Source organism: Geopseudomonas sagittaria (assembly GCF_900115715.1).
In the GTDB taxonomy this organism is placed as follows: domain Bacteria; phylum Pseudomonadota; class Gammaproteobacteria; order Pseudomonadales; family Pseudomonadaceae; genus Geopseudomonas; species Geopseudomonas sagittaria.
In genome coordinates this window covers 94,802-114,623 of sequence record NZ_FOXM01000006.1, presented here as the reverse complement: position 1 = coordinate 114,623, position 19,822 = coordinate 94,802, and the positions used below count along the sequence as shown (strand labels likewise).

Genomic DNA, 19,822 nt, shown 5'->3' with positions numbered 1-19,822 from the left:
GCTCTTGGACAATGAGTGTTTTTCTGCCAGAATCCTTGGCAAATGGACTGGGAGTGCCCGGTCGGCGTCATGGCCTCGGTGAGTTCACCGGGGCCTTTCGCTTTTCTAGGGGAAGCATTTGAGTCCCCAGCCCTTCTTCTCCGCGCCGCCGTAGAGTTTGCAGCGCAGGACGTCATAGGCCCGGTTGGGCTGCTCCGGACGCAGGATCGACATGCCGATGGGCCGTGCCACCATGTCGGCCAGCTGCAGGCCGGCGGAATTGGTCTTCTTGTCGGCGAAGCGGATAGCCAGCGGCAGCGGCCGGTTGAACCAGTTGGCGCCGTCGCAGATGCGTCGAAACTCCAGCTCCAGCTCGTCATCTTCCTTGCGCCCGCGGCGCTCCACCACGATGTGGGTAACGCGCTCGCCCTGCCCCTGGGCCTGCAGGTAGCGATAGACCCGCTCCAGGCCAAAGGCCAGCGCCAGATGGTAGGGGTTGCTCGGCGTCTGATAGCGCTGCAGCAGCTTCTGTTTCTCGATCACACAGGCCACCAGCGAGAACTCCGCCTGTTCGATGACCGTGGTCAGTTGCTCGAGGAAGGCCATCTTCTCCTGACGATTGCGGAAGCAGGCAAAATCGCCGGTCTCCTTGCGGATCTCATGCTCATGCAGGATCACCAGGTCATGGCCGAACTGGCGGAACTTGAGCTTCTGCACGGCGGGCACGACCTGCTCGGCATAGCTGTGCTTGGCAAAGATGCAGAAGGCCAGAACAAACAGCGGATAGTTGGGGTCGAGCGTGGCAAGGCCATGATCGCCGCTCTCGTCGACGTAGACGATGTAGTCGCTGAACTCCATCAGGCGGCTCCGTTGCGGCTGTAGAGGGCAGCCTCCAGCTCGTGCACGGCACGGGTGTAGCCGGCCTTGCCACCGAACGCCTTGACCAGCTCGATGGGCGCGCCGATCTGGCTGAACGGGTCGAGCTGGAGGATCTTGATGTCCTCGATGTGTTCGATGCCGGTGTCGGCGTACTTGTCGAGCAGTGCCTCGAGCACCTGGCGGGCCGCGCCCTGGTACTTGCCGAAGTAGTTGCGCTTCTTCACCTGCTCGGCGCGCTCACGACGTGACAGCGGCGGCTGGTCGAAGGCGACGTGGCAGATCAGGTCGAAGGGATCGAGCGGCTTGGCCAGCTTGGCTTCGACTTCCTCGCTCAGCGCTTCCCAGAGCACGCCCTGGGCGGCCAGTTCGTCGATGATCGCCTTCTTCTGCTCGGCATCGCTCCAGCGGCGCAGGAAATCGTCCAGCGAGGCGAATTGCTTCTTCACACAGCTGCGGGTGTAGTCGCGCAGGGACTCGGTGATCAGCTTGCCGTCCGGGCCGTAGTACTGCACGCGCTCGGCGATCACCGAGATCGGCACGTTGTCGATCACGTACTTGATGCGCTTCTGGCCGTCGCCCTCGCCCAGCGCGCCGAACTCGTCGCCATCAGCCTGCCCCGTGTCGCCGGCGACGATGCCATCGCCTTCCATGCCATCGTCGGGCGGCACCGGGGAGTCGTCGCCCTGCGGCGCGTAGATCTGCACCGGATCGCCGTCGAAGGCCGGGTCGGCGAACAGCTCGGTGGCCTTCTTGAAGTCCATGATGGTGAACCAGTACTTGCCGTAGTCCTCGTTGATCCGCGTGCCGCGACCGATGATCTGCTTGAACTCGGTCATCGAGCGGATGTGCTGGTCGAGGACGATCAGCTTGCAGGTCTGCGCATCGACGCCGGTGGTCATCAGCTTGCTGGTGGTGGCGATGACCGGGTAGCGCTCTTCCGGGTTGATGAAGTTGTCCAGCTCGGCCTTGCCTTCCTGGTCGTCGCCGGTGATGCGCATGACGTACTTGCGGTTCTCGGCCACCCGCTCGGGGTTGAGGTTGACCAGCGCCTGGCGCATGCGCTCGGCATGGTTGATGTCGTCACAGAAGATGATGGTCTTCTGGAACGGATCGGTGGCCTTGAGGAACTCTGTGACCTTTTCGGCGACCTTCTGGGTACGCGCCTCGATGACCAGCTGGCGGTCCATGTCCTTGAGGTTGTAGATGCGGTCCTCGATCAGCTCGCCGTTCTTGTCGCGCATGCCCTTGGGCGGGCGCCAGCCGAGCAGGTCCTTGTCGAAATCGATGCGCACCACCTTGTAGGGCGCGAGGAAGCCGTCGTCGATGCCCTGCTTGAGGGTGTAGCTGTACACCGGCTCGCCGAAGTAGTGGATGCTGGAAACCTCGCGGGTTTCCTTGGGCGTGGCGGTCAGGCCGACGTGGGTGGCGCTGGAGAAGTAGTCGAGGATCTCGCGCCAGGCGGAGTCTTCGGCGGCGCTGCCGCGGTGGCATTCGTCGATCACCACCAGGTCGAAGAAGTCCGGCGAGAACTGCTTGTAGACGTTCTTCTCCTCCTCGCTGCCGGTGACCGCCTGGTACAGCGACAGGTAGATCTCGTAGGAGGTATCGATCTGCCGCTTGGCGATCTTGGTCATCGCCTGGCCGAACGGCTTGAAGTCGTTGCTGCGGGTCTGGTCGACCAGGATGTTGCGGTCGGCGAGGAAGAGGATGCGTTTCTTCTGCTTCGACTTCCACAACCGCCAGATGATCTGGAAGGCGGTGTAGGTCTTGCCCGTGCCGGTAGCCATCACCAGCAGGATGCGATCCTGCCCGCGCGCCACCGCCTCGACGGTGCGGTTGATGGCGTTGGTCTGGTAGTAGCGCGGCGCGCGACCGGAGCCGTCGTCGTAGTACGGCGCCTCGACCTTCTGGCGCAGCGTGTCGTCCAGGCCCTTCCACTGACAGTAGCGCTGCCACAGTTCGTCCGGGCTGGGGAACTGCGCCAGGCTCAGCTCGGTTTCGGTCAGCGCGCCGGTGCCGGTGCGGTCGTGGAACAGGAAGCCGTCGCCGTTGCTGGAGAATACGAAGGGCACGTCCAGGGTATCGGCATAGCCCAGCGCCTGCTGCATGCCGGCGCCGAGCGCGTGCTTGTTGTCCTTGGCCTCGATGACCGCGATGGGGACGTTGGGCTGGTGGTAGAGCACATAGTCGGCGCGCTTGGCCTCACCGCGGCTGTGCAGCTTGCCACGGACGATGATGCGGCCCTTGGTGAAGCTGACTTCCTCACGCACCTGCTTGTGGATGTCCCAGCCGGCCTGCTCGATGGCCGGCGTGATGAACTTGGTGCAGATGTCCCGTTCGGTGAGCGATTTCTTGTCCATAAGCCCTGAATCCTTGCCTGCCGGCTGCCGTCCACATGGCGACGGAGCCGTTCAATTGCGGCAAATGTACCGTTTTTCTGTCGACTGGGGGCATTCTGCCACGTTGCCAAGCGATGCGGGCGGGACCTGGGAGTCGATTGCGGGCGACTGGGTAGGACCAGCAAGCACTCACGCAATGCCAGAATGGGGGAACAAGTGGGGGAACAGAACACCCCAGAAACAACAAAGCCCCGAATTACGGGGCTTTGCGCTGTATAGATGGCGGAAGCGTAGAGATTCGAACTCTAGGACAGTTGCCCGTCGGCGGTTTTCAAGACCGCTGCCTTAAACCACTCGGCCACGCTTCCACAACGGGCGGGAATACTACCCGATAGAAACAGACTGTCAAACTCTGTTTGTTGGTCTGGCGCGCGGCTTTGCTATGCTTCTGGCCATCCATGCAATAGACATGATCCTCAAGGAGAAACGAGCCCATGCGCGAACATCCCTATGCCCTGCAGAACACGCAGGTTGCCGAGCAGGAGACCAGCAAGGTCCTGCGCAACACCTACGCCCTGCTGGCGATGACCCTCGGCTTCAGCGGTCTGGTGGCTTTCGCGGCGCAGCAGGCCGGCGTGCCGCACCCGGGCTTCATCATCACCCTGGTCGGGTTCTACGGCCTGTTCTTCCTGACCACCAAACTGCGTGATTCCGGCTGGGGTCTGCTCAGCACCTTCGCGCTGACCGGCTTCATGGGCTACACCCTCGGCCCGATCCTCAACCGCTATCTGGGCATGAGCAACGGTGCCGACCTGATCGTCAGCGCCTTCGCCATGACCGCCATCGTGTTCGGCGGCCTGTCGGCCTACGTGCTGACCACGCGCAAGAACATGAGCTTCCTGTCGGGCTTCATCACCGTCGGCTTCTTCGTCCTGCTCGGCGCCGTGCTGGCCGCCTGGCTGTTCGAGATCAGCGGCCTGCAGCTGGCGATCAGCGCCGGCTTCGTGCTGTTCTCCTCGGCGGCGATCCTCTGGCAGACCAGCGAGATCATCCACGGCGGCGAACGCAACTACATCATGGCGACCATCAGCCTGTACGTGTCGATCTACAACCTGTTCCTCAGCCTGCTGCAGATCCTCGGCATCATGGGCCGCGACGACTGATCTCGGTCCGCACTGCCCCCGGAGCCCGCCACTTTGGCGGGCTCTTTCGTTTGCGCTTATCATAGGCGCCATTCTGGCCAGGCTCCTCGAGATGAAATTCGCCATTGCCCTGTTCGCTCCGCCCCATGCGCCCTCCAGCCGTCGTGCCCTGCGTTTCGCCGAGGCGGCGCTGGCTGGCGGCCACCAGATCGTGCGGCTGTTCTTCTACCAGGACAGCGTGCATGTCGCCTCCTCCCTGCCGGTCAGCGCGCAGGACGAGCTGGACCTGCCGGCGGTGTGGCGCGCCTTCGTGACCGAGCACAATCTGGATGCCGTGGTGTGCATCGCCGCCGCCCTGCGTCGTGGTGTACTGAACGACGAGGAAGCCCAGCGCTACGGCCGCGTCAGTCACAACCTGGGGGCGTCCTGGGAGCTGTCGGGCCTCGGCCAGTTGCACGAGGCGGCCCAGGACGCCGACCGCCTGATCTGCTTCGGAGGCGACTGAGATGGCCAAATCCCTGCTGCTGATCTGCCGGCGCTCGCCATGGAGCGGCCCCAGCGCCCGCGAGGCGCTGGACATCGCCCTGGCCGGCGGCGCCTTCGACCTGCCGATCAGCCTGCTGTTTCTCGATGACGGCGTGTTCCAATTGCAGTCCGGCCAGCAGCCGGTCGCCATCCAGCAGAAGGACCTGACCGCCAACCTGCAGGCCCTGCCGCTGTTCGGCGTCGAGGCGCTGTACGTCGCCGCCAGCGATCTTCAGCGTCGTGGGCTGACCGCCAGGCAGCTCTCCCTGCCGGTCACCGAACTGCCTGACGCGGAACTGCCCGCCCTGCTCAACCACCACGATTTGGTGATCACCCTCTGATGGCCACCCTGCATCTGCTTTCCCGCTCGCCGTTCGCCGACACCAGCGGCGCCAGTTGCCTGCGCCTGCTCGGTGCTGGCGATGGCCTGCTGCTCACCGGTGATGCCGTGTACGCTCTGCACTCCGGCTCGCGCCCGCTCGAGGTGCTCAGCCAGCTGCCCGGCGACCGCCCGGTCTTCGCCCTGGCCGAGGATCTCGAGGCCCGCAGCCTGACCGCGCCGGACTTCGTGCATGTCGTCAACTATGCCGGCTTCGTCGAACTCACCTTGCGCTTCGAGCGGACCAACAGCTGGCTATGAGCACGCTCAACGTGAAGGGCAAGACCATCGCCCTCGACAAGGATGGCTACCTGCTTGAACTCGACGACTGGAGCCCGGCGGTGGCCGAGGCGCTGGCAGCCCGCGAGCAGATGGTGCTCAGCGATGCGCACTGGGAAATTCTCGAACTGCTGCGGCGCTTTTACGCCGAGTTCCAGCTGTCGCCGGCCACCCGCCCGCTGATCCGCTATGCCGCCCAGCAACTCGGCGCGGAGAAAGGCAACAGCCTGCACCTGAACAAACTGTTCCACGGCACCCCCGCCAAACTGGCCGCCAAGCTGGCCGGACTGCCCAAACCGACCAATTGCATATGACCCCGACCCTGGTGACCCCCGCAGAACACCCCTTCGCCCAGTTCGTGCGCATCCTCGGTAAGGGCAAGCGCGGCGCGCGCAACCTGACCCGCGAGGAGGCCCGCGAGGCCATGGGCATGCTGCTCGACGGCAAGGCCGAGGAAGTGCAGCTCGGTGCCTTCCTCATGCTGCTGCGCCACAAGGAGGAAAGCGCCGAGGAGCTGGCCGGTTTCACCGAGGCGGTGCGCGAGCGTCTCAATGTGCCGCCGACCCTGCTGGATCTCGACTGGCCGACCTACGCCGGCAAGAAGCGCCACCTGCCCTGGTATCTGCTGGCCGCCAAGGCCCTCGCCGCCAGCGGCGTGCGTATCCTCCTCCATGGCGGCGGCGCGCACACCGCCGGGCGCCTGTACAGCGAGCAGTTGCTCGATCTGCTGGAGATCCCCTGCTGCGCCAACTGGAATGAAGTGGTGCACGCCCTCGACGACCGGCACCTGGCCTACATTCCGCTGGGCGCCTGGATGCCGCGCCTGCAGCACATGATCGACCTGCGCAACACCCTCGGCCTGCGCTCGCCGATCCACTCGCTGGCCCGCGTGCTCAACCCGCTGGGGGCGCGCTGCGTGCTGCAGAGCATCTTCCACCCCGGCTACCAGGCGACCCATCGCGACGCCAGCGTGCTGCTCGGCGACCACTCCATCGTGATCAAGGGCGATGGCGGCGAGATCGAGGTCAATCCCGACGCCGACACCCACCTGTTCGGCGCCACCGCCGGCCAGTCGTGGGACGAGGAATGGCCGGCGCTCTCCGCGCAGCGCCATGTCAAGCCGGCCAGCCTCGACCCGGCGCATCTGGCCGCCTTCTGGCGCGGCGAGGCCGAAGACGCCTACGGCCGGCTGGCCGTGCTGGCGACCATGGCCCTGGCCCTGCGTGGCCTGGGTCTCGAGCGCGAGGCCGCCTTCGCCCGTGCCGGCGTGTTGTGGGAGCAACGACTGGGTTGAGCCGTCAGGGCTGGCTGCCGATCGGGAGCCAGCCGACGGCTTGCCGGTCTGATCCTTCATGACCCTGTCCATCCATTCCCTGCGTGTCCAGGACTGGCGCCAGGCCTTCAGGCCCGGCGACTTCAGCCGTGGCCGCGACTACGCCCTGGACAACCGCGCGCAGGTCGAAGGCCTCGACAAGGGCCTGCTGCTCGCCGAGTGCCGCGGCTCGGGCCGCCAGCGCTACCGCCAGCGCATCCGCCTGATCGACCGCGGCGCCCACTGGGACGTCGACGGCCGCTGCAGCTGTCCGGTCAGCTACAACTGCAAGCATGTGGTCGCCGCCCTGCTGACCGTGGAGCGCCTGCAGCTGCAGGGCTGGACCCTGCCGGACAGCGAGCTGCCGCCGGAAATCGTCGAGCTGCCCGTCGAGGCGCCGCAGCCGCGGCTGATCCTCGGCAGCCACGTGCGCGTGCACTACGACGCGCGCAAGGGGCGGATGATCGAGCAGACCCAGCACCGCGCCGCGCTGGCCTTCGACTACCAGGGACACCTGACCTTCGGGCGGGTTGCGCAGAAGGAATGGCTTGTCAGGCTCGACGCCCGGCGTCAGTTGCGCATCGTCCGCCAGCTCGAGGCCGAGGCGGCGCTGCGCCGCCAGCTCAGCGAACTGGGCTTCAGCATCGCCCTGCGCCGCAGCGAGGCGTTGCCGGAGAGCGCCGGCGAGCCGTTCGAGCTGCCCGATGATGCCGCCTGGCTGCATTTCGTCCGCGAACAGCTGCCGCAACTGCGCGAGCGCGGCTGGCAGATCCGCCTGCATCCCGACTTCCAGTTCAACCTGGCCACCCTCGGCCAGTGGCAGGTGGCCATCGAGGAGTCCGCCGAGGGCGACTGGTTCGACCTGGAGCTGGGCATCGAGGTGGACGGCGAAAAGGTCAGCCTGCTGCCGATCCTCCTGCATGCCATCCGCCACTCGCCCTGGCTGCTCACCGGCGAGGCGCTGGCCCAGCGCGGCGACGACGAGGAACTGCTGGTGCCGCTGCCGCGCAGCCACGGCGTCGGCCGCCGCGTGGCCCTGCCGTTCGGCCGCCTGCGCCCGCTGCTGAGCAGCCTCGGCGAGCTGTATTTCCGCGAAGACGACAGCCAGGGCGAGCGCCTGCGCCTAGGCAAGGCCGATGCCGCGCGCCTGGCCGAGCTGGACAAGCTGCCGGCCCTGCACTGGCAGGGTGGCGAGCGCCTGCGCGAGTTCGCCCGGCGCCTGCAGCAGCTGCCGCAACAGCCGGTGCAGCCGCCGCTCGGCCTGCGCGCCGAACTGCGCGACTACCAGGTACAGGGCCTGAGCTGGATGCAGGCGCTGCGCGAGCTGCAGGTCGGCGGCATCCTCGCCGACGACATGGGCCTGGGCAAGACCCTGCAGACCCTGGCGCACATCCTCGCCGAGAAGGACGCCGGGCGCCTGACCCGTCCGGCGCTGATCGTCATGCCCACCAGCCTGATCCCCAACTGGCAGGACGAGGCCGAGCGCTTCGCCCCGCAGCTGCGCGTGCTGGCCCTGCATGGCGCCAAGCGCAAGGCGCTGTTCGCGCAGATCGGCGAGCACGATCTGGTCCTCACCACCTACGCCCTGCTGCCGCGCGACCTCAAGCAGCTCAACGGCCAGCGCTGGCACCTGCTGATCCTCGACGAGGCGCAGAACATCAAGAACCCGCGCAGCAAGGCGGCCAGCGCCGCCGGCCAGCTCGCCGCCGACCAGCGCCTGTGCCTGACCGGCACGCCGCTGGAGAATCACCTCGGCGAGCTGTGGTCGCTGTTCAACTTCCTGATGCCCGGCTGGCTCGGCGAGAGCAAGGCCTTCACCAAGACCTATCGCACGCCGATCGAGAAGCACGCCGACGCCCAGCGTCTGGCGCACCTGGTCGCGCGGGTCAAACCCTTCCTGCTGCGTCGCACCAAGGAGCAGGTGGCCCGCGAGCTGCCTCCCAAGACCGAGATCACCCAGCGCATCGAGCTGACCGACGTGCAGCGCGATCGCTACGAGACCCTGCGCCTGGCGATGGACCAGAAGGTGCGCGGAGAAATCCAGCGCTTAGGGCTGGCCCGCAGCCAGATCGTCATCCTCGAGGCGCTGCTGCGCCTGCGCCAGGCCTGCTGCGACCTGCGCCTGCTCGGCGAGGACGAGGCCGCCGGCCATGCCAGCGCCGACTCCGGCAAGCTCAGCGCCCTGCTGGAGATGCTCGAGGAGCTGACCAGCGAGGGCCGTCGCGTGCTGCTGTTCTCCCAGTTCACCAGCATGCTCGGCCTGATCGAGCACGAACTGAAGGTGCGCAAGATCGCCTACGTCAAGCTCACCGGCGCCACCCAGGATCGCCGCGCGCCGGTGCAGGCGTTCCAGGCCGGCCGGGTGCCGGTGTTCCTGATCAGCCTCAAGGCCGGCGGCGCCGGCCTCAACCTGACCGCCGCCGACACCGTGATCCACTTCGACCCCTGGTGGAACCCGGCCGCCGAGGCCCAGGCCAGCGACCGTGCCTACCGCATCGGCCAGGACAAGCCTGTGTTCGTCTACAAGCTGATCGCCCGCGGCAGCGTCGAGGAGAAGATCCAGCAGCTGCAGCAGAGCAAGGCCAGCCTGGCGCGCAGCGTGCTGGAAGGCGGTGGCCAGGGCGACTGGACGCTGAGCGAGGCCGACCTCGACGCCCTGTTCGCGCCGCTCAACTGACCCGTGCGCTTCTCCGACGCCCGCGCCGCTCCGCCGCAGACCCTCGCCTGCGAGCTGCGCGACTACCCCGAGTGGCACCGCGGGCGGGCGCGCTACGCCGTATGGACTGTCCCGGTTGAGTGCCCGCGCGTCCTCGCCCGCCTCGAGCGCGCGCGTGCGCAGCTCGGAGACTGGCTGCACGGAGACTATCTGCGCCAGGCGCATATCACCCTGTTCGTCTGCGGCTTTCCCAGCCAGCAGGCGCAGTTCGACGACGACTTCCCCGCCGAGCGCCTGGCCGCCCAACTCGACGCCCTGCACCTGCTGCGCGCCCGGCCGTTCGAACTGCACATCGGCGGCCTGGACAGCTTTGCCAGCGCGCCGTTTCTGAGCGTGAGCGATCCACACGGCGGCCTCGACGCCCTTCGCGCGGCGCTGGGCGAGCACAGTCCGGAAATCCGCCAGGCGCCCTACCACGCCCACCTCACCGCGGGTCTCTACGCCCGGGCCGTGCCTAGTCCAGTCCTGCAACGACGCCTGGCCGCCTTCAGTGACCGCGAGCTGTTGCCGCTGAGGGTGAAGGAGCTGCACTACAGCACCTACGCTGCCGCCGAACTGTTCGGCCCGCTGTGCATGGAGCGGCGGCTGACATTGGCAGGCTAGTTGTCGCCGTCAGCGGGCCGAGTTCCGGCGCTTGCTTGATTGCGTAGCCATGGGCGGGCGCGACGACTGCGGTCCCACGAGTCTGTTCTGGCTGATTACTGGCGCTGCACGGAGTTGAATTGGCGGACTGCATATACTGATATTTCATTATGTTAAATAACGTATAGCTTGGATTGCCCCCGCCTCCCGTTTAGCCCGGCGCTTCGCAAGGCCACACTACTCGCCCGCTTGCCGCAGCCCGGTCGTATAATCGCCCCGTCCAACCCGCAGCCCGGACGGAGGGAATCCCCGGAGCCATGCCCATCAAGTACGCACGCCGTCTCACCGACCGCCGCCGCTCCAAGCAGAGCAATCGCCAGCTCGGTCTGTGCCTGGCGTTCATCGCCGGCGCGGCCAATGCCGGCGGCTTTCTCGCCGTGCAGCAGTACACTTCGCACATGACCGGCATCGTCTCCTCGATGGCCGACAACCTGGCGCTCGGCAAGACGGACCTGGTGCTGGGCGGCCTCGGCGGGCTGCTGTCGTTCATCGGCGGGGCCATCACCTCTACCCTGCTGATCAATTTCTCGCGCCGACGCCGCCTGCACGGCCAGTTCGCCCTGCCGCTGCTGCTGGAGGCCTTCCTGCTGCTGTGCTTCGGGGTACTGGGCGCGCGGCTGATGGAGATTCCGGGCTTCTTCGTGCCGGTGACGGTGATGCTGCTGTGCTTCATCATGGGCCTGCAGAACGCCATCATCACCAAGCTCTCCAACGCGGAGATCCGCACCACCCACATCACCGGGATGGTCACCGACATCGGCATCGAGCTGGGCAAGCTGCTCTACGTCAACCGCAACGAGCGCCCGGGCCAGGCGCCGGTGCGCGCCAATCGCGAACGCCTGCGCATCAACGCCCTGCTGGTCGGCTGCTTCTTCGCGGGCGGGGTCAGCGGCGCCTTCGGTTTCCAGCACTTCGGCTTTCTGTCCACCGTGCCGCTGGCGGCGCTGCTGCTGACCCTGGCGCTGGTGCCGGTGCTGGACGATCTGCGCCTGGGCTGGCAATTGTGGCGGCGCCGGCGTTAAGGTCGAAAACACCCCCGCAGTCACGGGCAACTGCCAGACTGGGCGACAGCACTCCTTCTTGACGGAAGCAAGAGATGAAGCATCGGAAATGGATCGGCCGCGGCATCCTGTTGGCGGCCCTGATTGGCGGCGGCCTGCTGGTCTGGCAGGAGTTGCAGCCCAAAGGGCTGGGTGAGGGCTTCGTCAGCGGCAACGGGCGCATCGAGGCCACCGAGATCGACGTGGCCACCAAGCTGGCCGGGCGCATCGCCGCGATCGCGGTCGACGAGGGTGATTTCGTGCAGCCCGGCCAGGAGCTGGCCCGCATGGATACCGAGGTGCTGCGCGCCCAACTGAGCGAGGCCACTGCGCAGGTGAAGAAGGCCGAGAGCGCCATCCTCACCGCCCGCGCGCGGGTGGCCCAGCGGCAGAGCGAGCAGGCCACCGCCGAGGCGGTGGTCTACCAGCGCCAGGCGGAACTGACCGCGGCGGAAAAGCGTTTCCAGCGCACCGACACCCTGGTCAAGCGCAGCGCGGTATCCCGCCAGCAGCTCGACGATGACCGCGCCCGCATGCTCAGCGCCCAGGCCGCGCTGGCCGCCGCGCGCGCGCAGGTGCTGTCGGCCGCTGCCGCGATCAAGGCCGCCGAGTCGGAGGCGGTCGAGGCCGAATCGACCCTGGAAGCCGCTAGAGCGACCGTGGTGCGTCTGCAGGCCGACATTGACGACAGCGCGCTGAAGACCGACCGCGTGGCCCGCGTGCAGTACCGCGTGGCACAGGCCGGCGAGGTGCTCGGTGCCGGTGGCAAGGTGCTCAACCTGGTCGACCTGGCCGACGTCTACATGACCTTCTTCCTCCCCGAGCGCCAGGCCGGCCGCGTGGCGTTGGGCAGCGAGGTGCGCGTGGTGATCGACGCCGCGCCGCAATTCGTGATCCCGGCCAGGGTCAGCTACGTCGCCAGCGTCGCCCAGTTCACCCCCAAGACCGTGGAAACCGCCAGCGAGCGGGAAAAGATGATGTTCAGGGTCAAGGCACGCATCGATCCCGAACTGCTGCGCAAACATCAGGATCAGGTGAAGACCGGCCTGCCCGGCATGGCCTACCTCAAGCTCGATCCTGAGGCCGAGTGGCCCGCCCACCTGCAGGTGAATGTCGGGCCATGAAGGAGTCGCCACGGACGGTCGCCCAGCTCGACAACGTCAGCCTCGTCTATGGCAAGACCCGCGCCCTGGACGGCATCAGCCTGGACATCCCGGCCCGGCGCATGGTCGGCCTGATCGGCCCGGACGGCGTCGGCAAGTCCAGCCTGCTGGCGCTGGTCGCCGGCGCCCGGCAGCTCCAGGAAGGTTCGGTCCACGTCCTCGATGGCGACATGGCCTCGCGGCATCACCGCCGCGCCGTCTGCCCGCGCATCGCCTACATGCCGCAGGGCCTGGGCAAGAACCTCTACCCGACCCTGACCGTATTCGAGAACCTCGAATTCTTCGCCCGCCTGTTCGGCCAGGCGCGCGCGGAGCGCCGCTGGCGGATCGACGAACTGACCCGCAGCACCGGCCTGCATCCCTTCCTCGACCGCCCGGCCGGCAAGCTGTCCGGCGGCATGAAGCAGAAGCTCGGCCTGTGCTGCGCGCTGATCCACGACCCCGACCTGCTGATCCTCGACGAGCCGACCACCGGCGTCGACCCGCTGTCGCGCAACCAGTTCTGGGAGCTGATCGAGCGCATCCGCGCCGAGCGCCCGCAGATGAGCGTGCTGGTGGCCACCGCCTACATGGACGAGGCGCAGCGCTTCGATCACCTGGTGGCGATGGACGCCGGCCACGTGCTGGCCACCGGCTCTCCGGACGAACTGCTGGCGCGCACGCAAAGCGCCGACCTTGAGGAAGCCTTCATCCGCCTGCTGCCGGAGGACCGCCGCCGGCACCACCAGGCTCTGGTGATCCCGCCGCGCTGCGCTTGCGAGGGCGTCGCCATCGAGGCGCACGGCCTGACCATGCGCTTCGGCGACTTCGTGGCGGTCGACCGGGTGAATTTCCGCATCGAGCGCGGGGAGATCTTCGGCTTTCTCGGCTCCAACGGCTGCGGCAAGACCACCACCATGAAGATGCTCACCGGCCTGCTGCCGGCCAGTGCGGGGGAGGCGCTGCTGTTCGGCAAGCCGGTGGACCCGCACGACCTGCAGACCCGCCAGCGGGTCGGCTACATGTCGCAGGCCTTCTCGCTGTACAGCGAGCTGAGCGTGCTGCAGAACCTCGAGATGCATGCCCGGCTGTTTCACCTCCCCGCCGAGCGGCGCCAGGCGCGCATCCAGGAGATGCTCGAGCGCTTCGAGCTGCAGGACGCGGTGGACAGCCTGCCCGACCGTCTACCGCTGGGAGTGCGCCAGCGCCTGTCGCTGGCGGTGGCGGTGATCCACGACCCGGAGATCCTGATCCTCGACGAACCCACCTCGGGGGTCGACCCGATCGCCCGCGACGGCTTCTGGGAGCTGCTGGTGCAACTGTCGCGCGAGGAAGGGGTGACCATCTTCATCTCCACCCACTTCATGAACGAGGCGCTGCGCTGCGACCGCATCTCGCTGATGCACGCAGGCCGGGTGCTGGACAGCGATACCCCGCAGGCGCTGATGGCCAAGCGCGGCCTGCCGACCCTCGAGGCGACCTTCATCGCCTACCTGGAGGATGCCCTGGCCGAAGCCGAGGAGCAGCAGCCCGGCGCAGCGGCCGTGACGCCGGCACCGCCGGAAAGAGTCGCCGGCAGCCGAGAGCAGCACGCGCGCTTCAGCCTGCGCCGCCTGCTCAGCTACAGCCGCCGCGAGTCCATGGAACTGCGCCGCGACCCGGTGCGCGCCCTGCTGGCCACGCTCGGCACCGTGCTGCTGATGTTCATCATGGGCTACGGGGTCAGCTTCGACGTGGAGAACCTCACCTACGCGGTGCTCGACCGCGACCAGACCACCACCAGCCAGAGCTACCTGCTCAACATCGCCGGCTCGCGCTACTTCATCGAGAAGGCGCCACTGCACAGCCATGCCGAGCTGGACCGGCGCCTGCGCAGCGGCTATATCAGCCTGGCCATCGAGATCCCGCCCGGTTTCGGCCGCGACCTCAAACGCGGCGCCCAGCCGCAGGTGGCGTTCTGGATCGATGGCGCCATGCCGGTGCGCGCCGACACCATCAAGGGCTACGTGCAGGGCCTGCACGCCAGTTACCTGCAGGAACTGGCCCGCCAGGCCGGGGTGGACAGCACCCAGCCCGCCGAGGTGGCCATCCGCTACCGCTACAACCCGGACGTGCAGAGCCTGCCGGCCATGGTGCCGGCGATGATCCCGATCCTGCTGATGATGATCCCGGCGATGCTCACCGCCCTCGGCGTGGTGCGCGAGAAGGAGCTGGGCTCGATCACCAACTTCTACGTCACACCGACCACCCGCCTGGAGTTCCTGCTCGGCAAGCAGCTGCCCTATATCGCTCTCGCCATGGTCAACTTCTTCACCATGGTGCTGCTGGCCGTGCTGGTCATGGGTATTCCCCTCAAGGGCAGCTTGTTGACCCTGAGCATCGGTGCCCTGCTGTACATCACCTGCTCCACCGGCCTGGGCCTGCTGATGTCGTCGATCCTGCGCAGCCAGATCGCGGCGATCTTCGGCACCGCCATCGCCACCCTGCTGCCGGCCATCCAGTTCTCCGGGCTGACCCATCCGGTGTCGGCGCTGGAGGGCGCCAGCGCCTTCATCGGCGAGCTGTACCCGACCAGCCACTTCCTGACCATCAGCCGTGGGGTGTTCTCCAAGGCGCTCGACCTGAGCGATCTGCTGCCCTCCTTCATCCCCCTGCTGGTGGCCATCCCGCTGCTGACCCTGGCCAGCGTCGCCGGCCTGCGCAAGCAGGAGAAATGACATGCGCGCCCTCGGCAACATCCTCCAGCTTGGCTTCAAGGAACTGCGCAGCCTGTACCGCGACCCGGCGCTGGTGGTGCTGATCGTCTACTCCTTCACCCTGGCGATCTACTCCAGCGCCACCGCCATCCCCGAGGCACCGAACCGCGCCACCATCGCGGTGGTCGACGAGGACCGCTCGCCGGTCTCGCAGCGCCTGCTCAACGCCTTCCAGCTGCCCTACTTCGTGCCACCCGTGTACATCGACCATGCGCAGATGGACAGCGGCATGGACGACGGCCGCTACACCTTCACCCTGAACATTCCGCCGGGTTTCCAGGAGGACCTGCTCGCCGGGCGTCGGCCGGCCATCCAGCTCAACGTCGACGCCACCCAGGTCAGCCAGGCGTTCACCGGCGCCGGGCACATCCAGCAGATCGTCGCCGACGAGGTGGCCGAGTTCGTGCAGCGCTACCGCAGCGCCGAGGCCCTGCCGGTCGAGGCCGTGGTGCGCACCGCCTTCAACCCCAACCTGACCCGCGCCTGGTTCGGCGCGGTCAACGAGGTGGTCAACCAGATCACCATGCTGGCGATGATCCTCACCGGTGCGGCACTGATCCGCGAGCGCGAGCACGGCACCATCGAGCACCTGCTGGTGATGCCGGTCACCCCTTTCGAGATCATGCTCGGCAAGGTCTGGTCGATGGGCCTGGTAGTGCTGGCTGCCGCCGCCTTCTCGCTGGCCGTGGTGGTGCGCGGCTGGCTGGACATTCCGCTGCAGGGCTCGCTGACGCTGTTCATCGGCGCTGCAGCCCTGCACCTGTTCGCCACCACCTCGATGGGTATCTTCTTCGGCACCGTGGCGCGCTCGATGCCGCAGCTGGGCCTCTTGACCATCCTGGTGATGATTCCGCTGCACATCCTCTCCGGCGGCGTCACCCCGCGCGAGAGCATGCCCGAGCTGGTCCAGCAGGTGATGCTGGTCGCGCCCACCACCCATTTCGTCCAGTTGTCCCAGGCCATCCTGTTCCGCAGCGCCGGCGCCGACATCGTCTGGCCGCAACTGCTGGCCCTGGCAGGGATCGGCACGGCATTCTTCGTCGGCGCCCTGTCGCGCCTGCGCAAATCGCTGCAGTGACGGATACTGGGCATGACGCGCGCAACCCACCACCGCACAAGGAGTCACGCTTTGAACAGGACACCCGGCATTCTGCGCAGACTGGCCCTGGCGATTGCGCTCGCAGGCGTCCCCGGCCTGCTGCTGGCCGAGCAGGCGGCTCCGTCGACCCGCACCGACCTGATCGGCGTCTACCAGCAGGCGCTGGACAACAATGCCGACCTGGCCGCCGCCCGCGCCGACTACCTGGCGCGCCAGGAAGGGGTGCCACAGGCCCGCGCCGGTCTGCTGCCGCAGCTCAATGGCGGCGCCAGCGTCAGCGACATCCAGACCGAACTGGACGACCCCTCGGTGAGCTTCGGGCGCAGCGGCCTGCTGTACCAGGCCAGCCTCAGCCAGGCGCTGTTCCGCGCCGACCGCTGGTACCAGCTGCAGGCGGCCAAGGCGGTCAGCGAACAGGCCGCCCTGCAACTGGCGGCCATCGAGCAGAACCTGATCCTGCAGAGTGCGCAGGCCTACTTCGCCGTGCTGCGCGCCCAGGACACCCTGGCCGCCACCCGCGCCGAGGAAGCGGCCCTGCAGCGCCACTTCGAGCAGGCCAGCGCGCGCTTCGAAGTCGGTCTGTCGGACCGCACCGAGCTGCTCGAGGCCCAGGCCAGCCACGACACCGCGCGCGCCAACCGCATCGGCGCCGAGCGCGACGTGGACGACGCCTTCCAGGCGCTGGCCACCCTGACCGCGCGCGACTACAGCTTCGTCGAGGGCATCCGCCACAGCCTGCCGGTCGCCCCGCCGACCCCGAACGACGCCAAGGCCTGGGTCGACACCGCGATGCACAAGAACCTCGAGCTGCAGGCCAGCCAGTTCGCCGTCAGCGGTGCCGAGCAGACCCTGCGCCAGCGCAAGGCCGGCCACGCACCGACCCTGGATCTGGTCGCCCGCTACGAGCGTGGCGACAACGACCGCCTCGGCTACACCAATACCGACTTTGCCAGCCGGGTGGGCGAGATCCGCCGGATTGCCGGCGATGTCGAGCGGCAGAGCATCGGCCTCGAGCTGAACATCCCGCTGTACAGCGGCGGCCTGACCGGCTCGCAGGTGCGCGAGTCGTACCAGCGCCTGACCCAGAGCGAGCACCAGCGCGAGAGCCTGCGCCGCCTGGTGGTTCAGGACACCCGCAACTTCCACCGCGCGATGAACACCGACGTGGCCCAGGTGCAGGCACGCAGGCAGGCGATCGTCTCCAACCAGAGCGCCGTGGAGGCCACCGAGCTCGGCTATGAGGTCGGCACTCGCAATATCGTCGACGTGCTGGACGCCCAGCGCCAACTGTACGACTCGGTGCGCAACTACAACAACGCGCGCTACGACTACATCATCGACCACCTGCGCCTGAAACAGGCCTCCGGCACCCTCAGCCCCGCGGACCTGCATGACCTCTCGCGCTTCCTCAAACCCGACTACGACCCGGACCGGGATTTCCTGCCGCCTCTGTCCGCTCGTCAGGATGGCCAGCCTTGAGCGACCGGAGGGATGCCGTCCGCCCCCGCGCCCATGCGGCTCGGGCAGTCCGGACGGCGACCGCTGGTGCCATCGAGGTCGGCAATAACCGTGAATCCGCTCAAGCCGGGCTATGCTTTCCAGCGGCACCGGCATCGCTGGGGGGGGGACCGTATGCCTCGTGGCCGCGGCGTTTGGTCACTCCCCTTCCCCCGGGCTCTGAATGACAGTGTCAGCGCTGTCGTGATCGACAGGCTGCAGAGCCGCGAGGTTTTTTCTGTGCGCCAATCAAGGAGTAGAAGATGAACATGATTACCCCGCCGCCCGCGGTTCATCCGGCGCCACCCAGCACGCCGACGCCCAATCCCCTTGACCTCAAGGTCCATGCCGCCATCGCCCGCGCCAGTTCGTCGGTTTCGCCCACCGCCCTGCTGCTCGCCCTGATCGACTGGTCCAGTCATCTCGCCGGCTCGCCCGGCAAGCAGCTGGAGCTGTTCAACCTGTCACTGGAGCAGAGCCACCGGCTCACCAAGTATCTGCGCGAAGTCACCCTCGCCACGCCGGACTGTCCGGCGCACGAATGTGTCGAACCGCCACGCCGGGACAAGCGCTTCGTCGCCAAGGAATGGCACAACTGGCCGTTCAACCTGATGCATCAATCCTTCCTGCTCGGCCAGGAGTGGTGGCATGCGGCGACCCACGGCGTGCGCGGCGTATCCCGCCATCATGAGGACGTGGTCGCCTTCGCCGCCCGCCAGCTGCTCGACATCTTCTCGCCCGGCAACTACCTGCCGAGCAACCCGGTGGTACTGCAGCGCACCGTCGAGAGCGGCGGTGCCAACCTGGTGCGCGGCATGCTGCATGCTCTCGAAGACTTCGAACGCATGGCCGCCGGCAAACCGCCGGCCGGCGCCGAGGACTTCGTGGTCGGCCGCGACGTGGCCGCGACGCCCGGCAAGGTGGTGCTGAAGAACCGCCTGATCGAACTGATCCAGTACACCCCGACCACCGAGACCGTCCACCCCGAGCCGATCCTCATCGTGCCGGCGTGGATCATGAAGTACTACATCCTCGACCTGTCGCCGCACAACTCGCTGGTCAAGTACCTGGTCGACCAGGGGCATACGGTGTTCTGCCTGTCCTGGAAGAACCCGAATGCCGAAGACAGCGACCTGGGCATGGACGAGTACCTGCAGCTCGGCTTCTTCGCCGCCCTCGAGGCGATCAACGCCATCGTGCCCGGCCACAAGGTGCATGCCACCGGCTACTGCCTCGGCGGCACCCTGCTGGCGATCGCCGCCGCCGCCATGGCCCGCGACAACGACGAGCGCCTGGCCTCGATCAGCCTGTTCACCGCGCAGACCGACTTCACCGAGCCGGGCGAACTGGCGCTGTTCATCGACGAAAGCGAAGTCAGCCTGCTCGAGGCGCAGATGGAGGAGACCGGCTACCTCACCGCCGGGCAGATGGTCGGCGCCTTCCAGTTGCTGCGCTCCAACGACCTGCTGTGGTCGCGCATGGTCGGCGAATACCTGATGGGCGAACGTGCGCCGATGAACGACCTGATGGCCTGGAACGCCGATGCCACGCGCATGCCGTCGCGCATGCACAGCCAGTACCTGCGCCGCCTGTTCCTCAATGACGACCTCAGCGAGGGGCGTTATCCGGTTGGCGGCCGGCCGGTGTCGCTGAGCGACATCGACACGCCGATCTTCTGTGTCGCCACCACCCAGGACCACGTCGCGCCGTGGCGCTCGGTGTTCAAGCTGCACTACCTGACCCCGACCGAGATCACCTTTGTCCTCACCAGCGGCGGCCACAACGCCGGCATCGTCAGCGAACCGGGCCGGCCGCGGCGTCACTATCAGGTCATGCAACGACCGGCCGGCGGCAACTTCGTCAGCCACGATGCCTGGCTGGCCAGCGCGCCCCGCCACGAAAGCTCCTGGTGGCCGGAATGGCTCGACTGGCTGAACACCCGCTCCTCGGCGCCACAGGCCACTCCGGGCATCGGCGCTGCGGACCAGGGCTACGCCGTGCTCGGCGACGCCCCCGGGGAGTATGTGCGGCACAAATAAGCCTTGGCCCAGGTCCGGCAGGCTGCTGTTGAAAGACGTCGGCGAGGCAAGGCAAGA

Annotated in this window: 16 protein-coding genes and 1 tRNA gene; 14 read left to right on the top strand and 3 right to left on the bottom strand. The window is 67.3% G+C overall.

Going from position 1 to position 19,822, the window contains the following annotated elements:
• Nucleotides 1-105 precede the first annotated feature (105 nt).
• The 3 genes from BM297_RS09410 to BM297_RS09400 form a co-directional block, all read right to left on the bottom strand.
• Entirely contained in the window at nt 106-837 is a 732-nt protein-coding gene (locus BM297_RS09410) for a DUF3800 domain-containing protein (RefSeq protein WP_092430575.1), read from the bottom strand.
• Nucleotides 837-3,218 carry an EcoAI/FtnUII family type I restriction enzme subunit R gene (gene hsdR / locus BM297_RS09405; RefSeq protein WP_092430573.1) on the bottom strand — a complete coding sequence of 794 codons (2,382 nt, stop codon included), beginning with the start codon at nt 3,216-3,218 and terminating at the stop codon, nt 837-839. Before hsdR ends, BM297_RS09410 begins: the two co-directional genes overlap by 1 nt.
• Nucleotides 3,219-3,477: 259 nt before the next feature.
• Nucleotides 3,478-3,565 (bottom strand) — tRNA-Ser (locus tag BM297_RS09400).
• Between the two features lie 126 nt (nt 3,566-3,691).
• Between BM297_RS09400 and BM297_RS09395 the strand changes: the two genes are divergently transcribed.
• The 14 genes from BM297_RS09395 to BM297_RS09330 all read left to right on the top strand — a co-directional run bounded on the left by BM297_RS09395 (nt 3,692) and on the right by BM297_RS09330 (nt 19,765).
• Nucleotides 3,692-4,360 (top strand): Bax inhibitor-1/YccA family protein, encoded by a 669-nt coding sequence (locus BM297_RS09395; protein ID WP_092430571.1) that lies wholly within the window; start codon nt 3,692-3,694, stop codon nt 4,358-4,360.
• Between the two features lie 91 nt (nt 4,361-4,451).
• A complete protein-coding gene (tusD, locus tag BM297_RS09390) occupies nt 4,452-4,844 on the top strand; it encodes a sulfurtransferase complex subunit TusD (RefSeq protein ID WP_092430569.1) in 393 nt (130 codons plus the stop codon).
• A 1-nt stretch (nt 4,845) separates the two neighbouring features.
• Nucleotides 4,846-5,205 (top strand): sulfurtransferase complex subunit TusC, encoded by a 360-nt coding sequence (gene tusC / locus BM297_RS09385; protein ID WP_092430567.1) that lies wholly within the window; start codon nt 4,846-4,848, stop codon nt 5,203-5,205.
• Nucleotides 5,205-5,504 carry a sulfurtransferase complex subunit TusB gene (gene tusB, locus BM297_RS09380; RefSeq protein ID WP_092430565.1) on the top strand — a complete coding sequence of 100 codons (300 nt, stop codon included), beginning with the start codon at nt 5,205-5,207 and terminating at the stop codon, nt 5,502-5,504. The genes tusC and tusB overlap by 1 nt, the downstream gene beginning before the upstream one ends.
• Nucleotides 5,501-5,836 (top strand): TusE/DsrC/DsvC family sulfur relay protein, encoded by a 336-nt coding sequence (locus BM297_RS09375; protein WP_092430563.1) that lies wholly within the window; start codon nt 5,501-5,503, stop codon nt 5,834-5,836. The genes tusB and BM297_RS09375 overlap by 4 nt, the downstream gene beginning before the upstream one ends.
• Entirely contained in the window at nt 5,833-6,816 is a 984-nt protein-coding gene (locus BM297_RS09370; protein ID WP_092430561.1) for a glycosyl transferase family protein, read from the top strand. Before BM297_RS09375 ends, BM297_RS09370 begins: the two co-directional genes overlap by 4 nt.
• 58 nt (nt 6,817-6,874) lie before the next feature.
• The gene (locus BM297_RS09365) at nt 6,875-9,511 is read left to right on the top strand and encodes a DEAD/DEAH box helicase (protein WP_092430559.1); all 2,637 of its coding nucleotides are present in this window, start codon (nt 6,875-6,877) and stop codon (nt 9,509-9,511) included.
• A 3-nt stretch (nt 9,512-9,514) separates the two neighbouring features.
• A complete protein-coding gene (locus BM297_RS09360; RefSeq protein WP_092430557.1) occupies nt 9,515-10,153 on the top strand; it encodes a 2'-5' RNA ligase family protein in 639 nt (212 codons plus the stop codon).
• Between the two features lie 296 nt (nt 10,154-10,449).
• Complete coding sequence (locus tag BM297_RS09355; protein ID WP_092430555.1) at nt 10,450-11,214, top strand: YoaK family protein; 765 nt, start codon at nt 10,450-10,452, stop codon at nt 11,212-11,214.
• Nucleotides 11,215-11,288: 74 nt separating this feature from the next.
• Complete coding sequence (locus tag BM297_RS09350; RefSeq protein WP_092430553.1) at nt 11,289-12,356, top strand: HlyD family secretion protein; 1,068 nt, start codon at nt 11,289-11,291, stop codon at nt 12,354-12,356.
• Nucleotides 12,353-15,091: a ribosome-associated ATPase/putative transporter RbbA gene (gene rbbA / locus BM297_RS09345; protein ID WP_092430551.1), complete on the top strand. Its 2,739-nt coding sequence runs from the start codon at nt 12,353-12,355 to the stop codon at nt 15,089-15,091. The genes BM297_RS09350 and rbbA overlap by 4 nt, the downstream gene beginning before the upstream one ends.
• Nucleotide 15,092: 1 nt before the next feature.
• On the top strand, nt 15,093-16,208 hold the full coding sequence (locus BM297_RS09340; RefSeq protein ID WP_092430549.1) for an ABC transporter permease: 1,116 nt from the start codon (nt 15,093-15,095) through the stop codon (nt 16,206-16,208).
• Between the two features lie 69 nt (nt 16,209-16,277).
• Nucleotides 16,278-17,708 (top strand): TolC family outer membrane protein, encoded by a 1,431-nt coding sequence (locus tag BM297_RS09335; protein ID WP_092430847.1) that lies wholly within the window; start codon nt 16,278-16,280, stop codon nt 17,706-17,708.
• 281 nt (nt 17,709-17,989) lie between these two features.
• The gene (locus tag BM297_RS09330; protein ID WP_175526626.1) at nt 17,990-19,765 is read left to right on the top strand and encodes a PHA/PHB synthase family protein; all 1,776 of its coding nucleotides are present in this window, start codon (nt 17,990-17,992) and stop codon (nt 19,763-19,765) included.
• Nucleotides 19,766-19,822 lie beyond the last annotated feature (57 nt).

Coding starts and splice junctions, on each gene's coding strand:
- BM297_RS09355 (WP_092430555.1), top strand. CDS start 10,450: ATGCCCATCAAGTACGCACGCCGTCTCACCGACCGCCGCCGCTCCAAG.
- BM297_RS09365 (WP_092430559.1), top strand. CDS start 6,875: ATGACCCTGTCCATCCATTCCCTGCGTGTCCAGGACTGGCGCCAGGCC.
- tusD (WP_092430569.1), top strand. CDS start 4,452: ATGAAATTCGCCATTGCCCTGTTCGCTCCGCCCCATGCGCCCTCCAGC.
- rbbA (WP_092430551.1), top strand. CDS start 12,353: ATGAAGGAGTCGCCACGGACGGTCGCCCAGCTCGACAACGTCAGCCTC.
- BM297_RS09340 (WP_092430549.1), top strand. CDS start 15,093: ATGCGCGCCCTCGGCAACATCCTCCAGCTTGGCTTCAAGGAACTGCGC.
- BM297_RS09410 (WP_092430575.1), bottom strand. CDS start 837: ATGGAGTTCAGCGACTACATCGTCTACGTCGACGAGAGCGGCGATCAT.
- BM297_RS09375 (WP_092430563.1), top strand. CDS start 5,501: ATGAGCACGCTCAACGTGAAGGGCAAGACCATCGCCCTCGACAAGGAT.
- BM297_RS09350 (WP_092430553.1), top strand. CDS start 11,289: ATGAAGCATCGGAAATGGATCGGCCGCGGCATCCTGTTGGCGGCCCTG.
- BM297_RS09370 (WP_092430561.1), top strand. CDS start 5,833: ATGACCCCGACCCTGGTGACCCCCGCAGAACACCCCTTCGCCCAGTTC.
- hsdR (WP_092430573.1), bottom strand. CDS start 3,218: ATGGACAAGAAATCGCTCACCGAACGGGACATCTGCACCAAGTTCATC.
- tusB (WP_092430565.1), top strand. CDS start 5,205: ATGGCCACCCTGCATCTGCTTTCCCGCTCGCCGTTCGCCGACACCAGC.
- BM297_RS09395 (WP_092430571.1), top strand. CDS start 3,692: ATGCGCGAACATCCCTATGCCCTGCAGAACACGCAGGTTGCCGAGCAG.
- BM297_RS09330 (WP_175526626.1), top strand. CDS start 17,990: ATGAACATGATTACCCCGCCGCCCGCGGTTCATCCGGCGCCACCCAGC.
- tusC (WP_092430567.1), top strand. CDS start 4,846: ATGGCCAAATCCCTGCTGCTGATCTGCCGGCGCTCGCCATGGAGCGGC.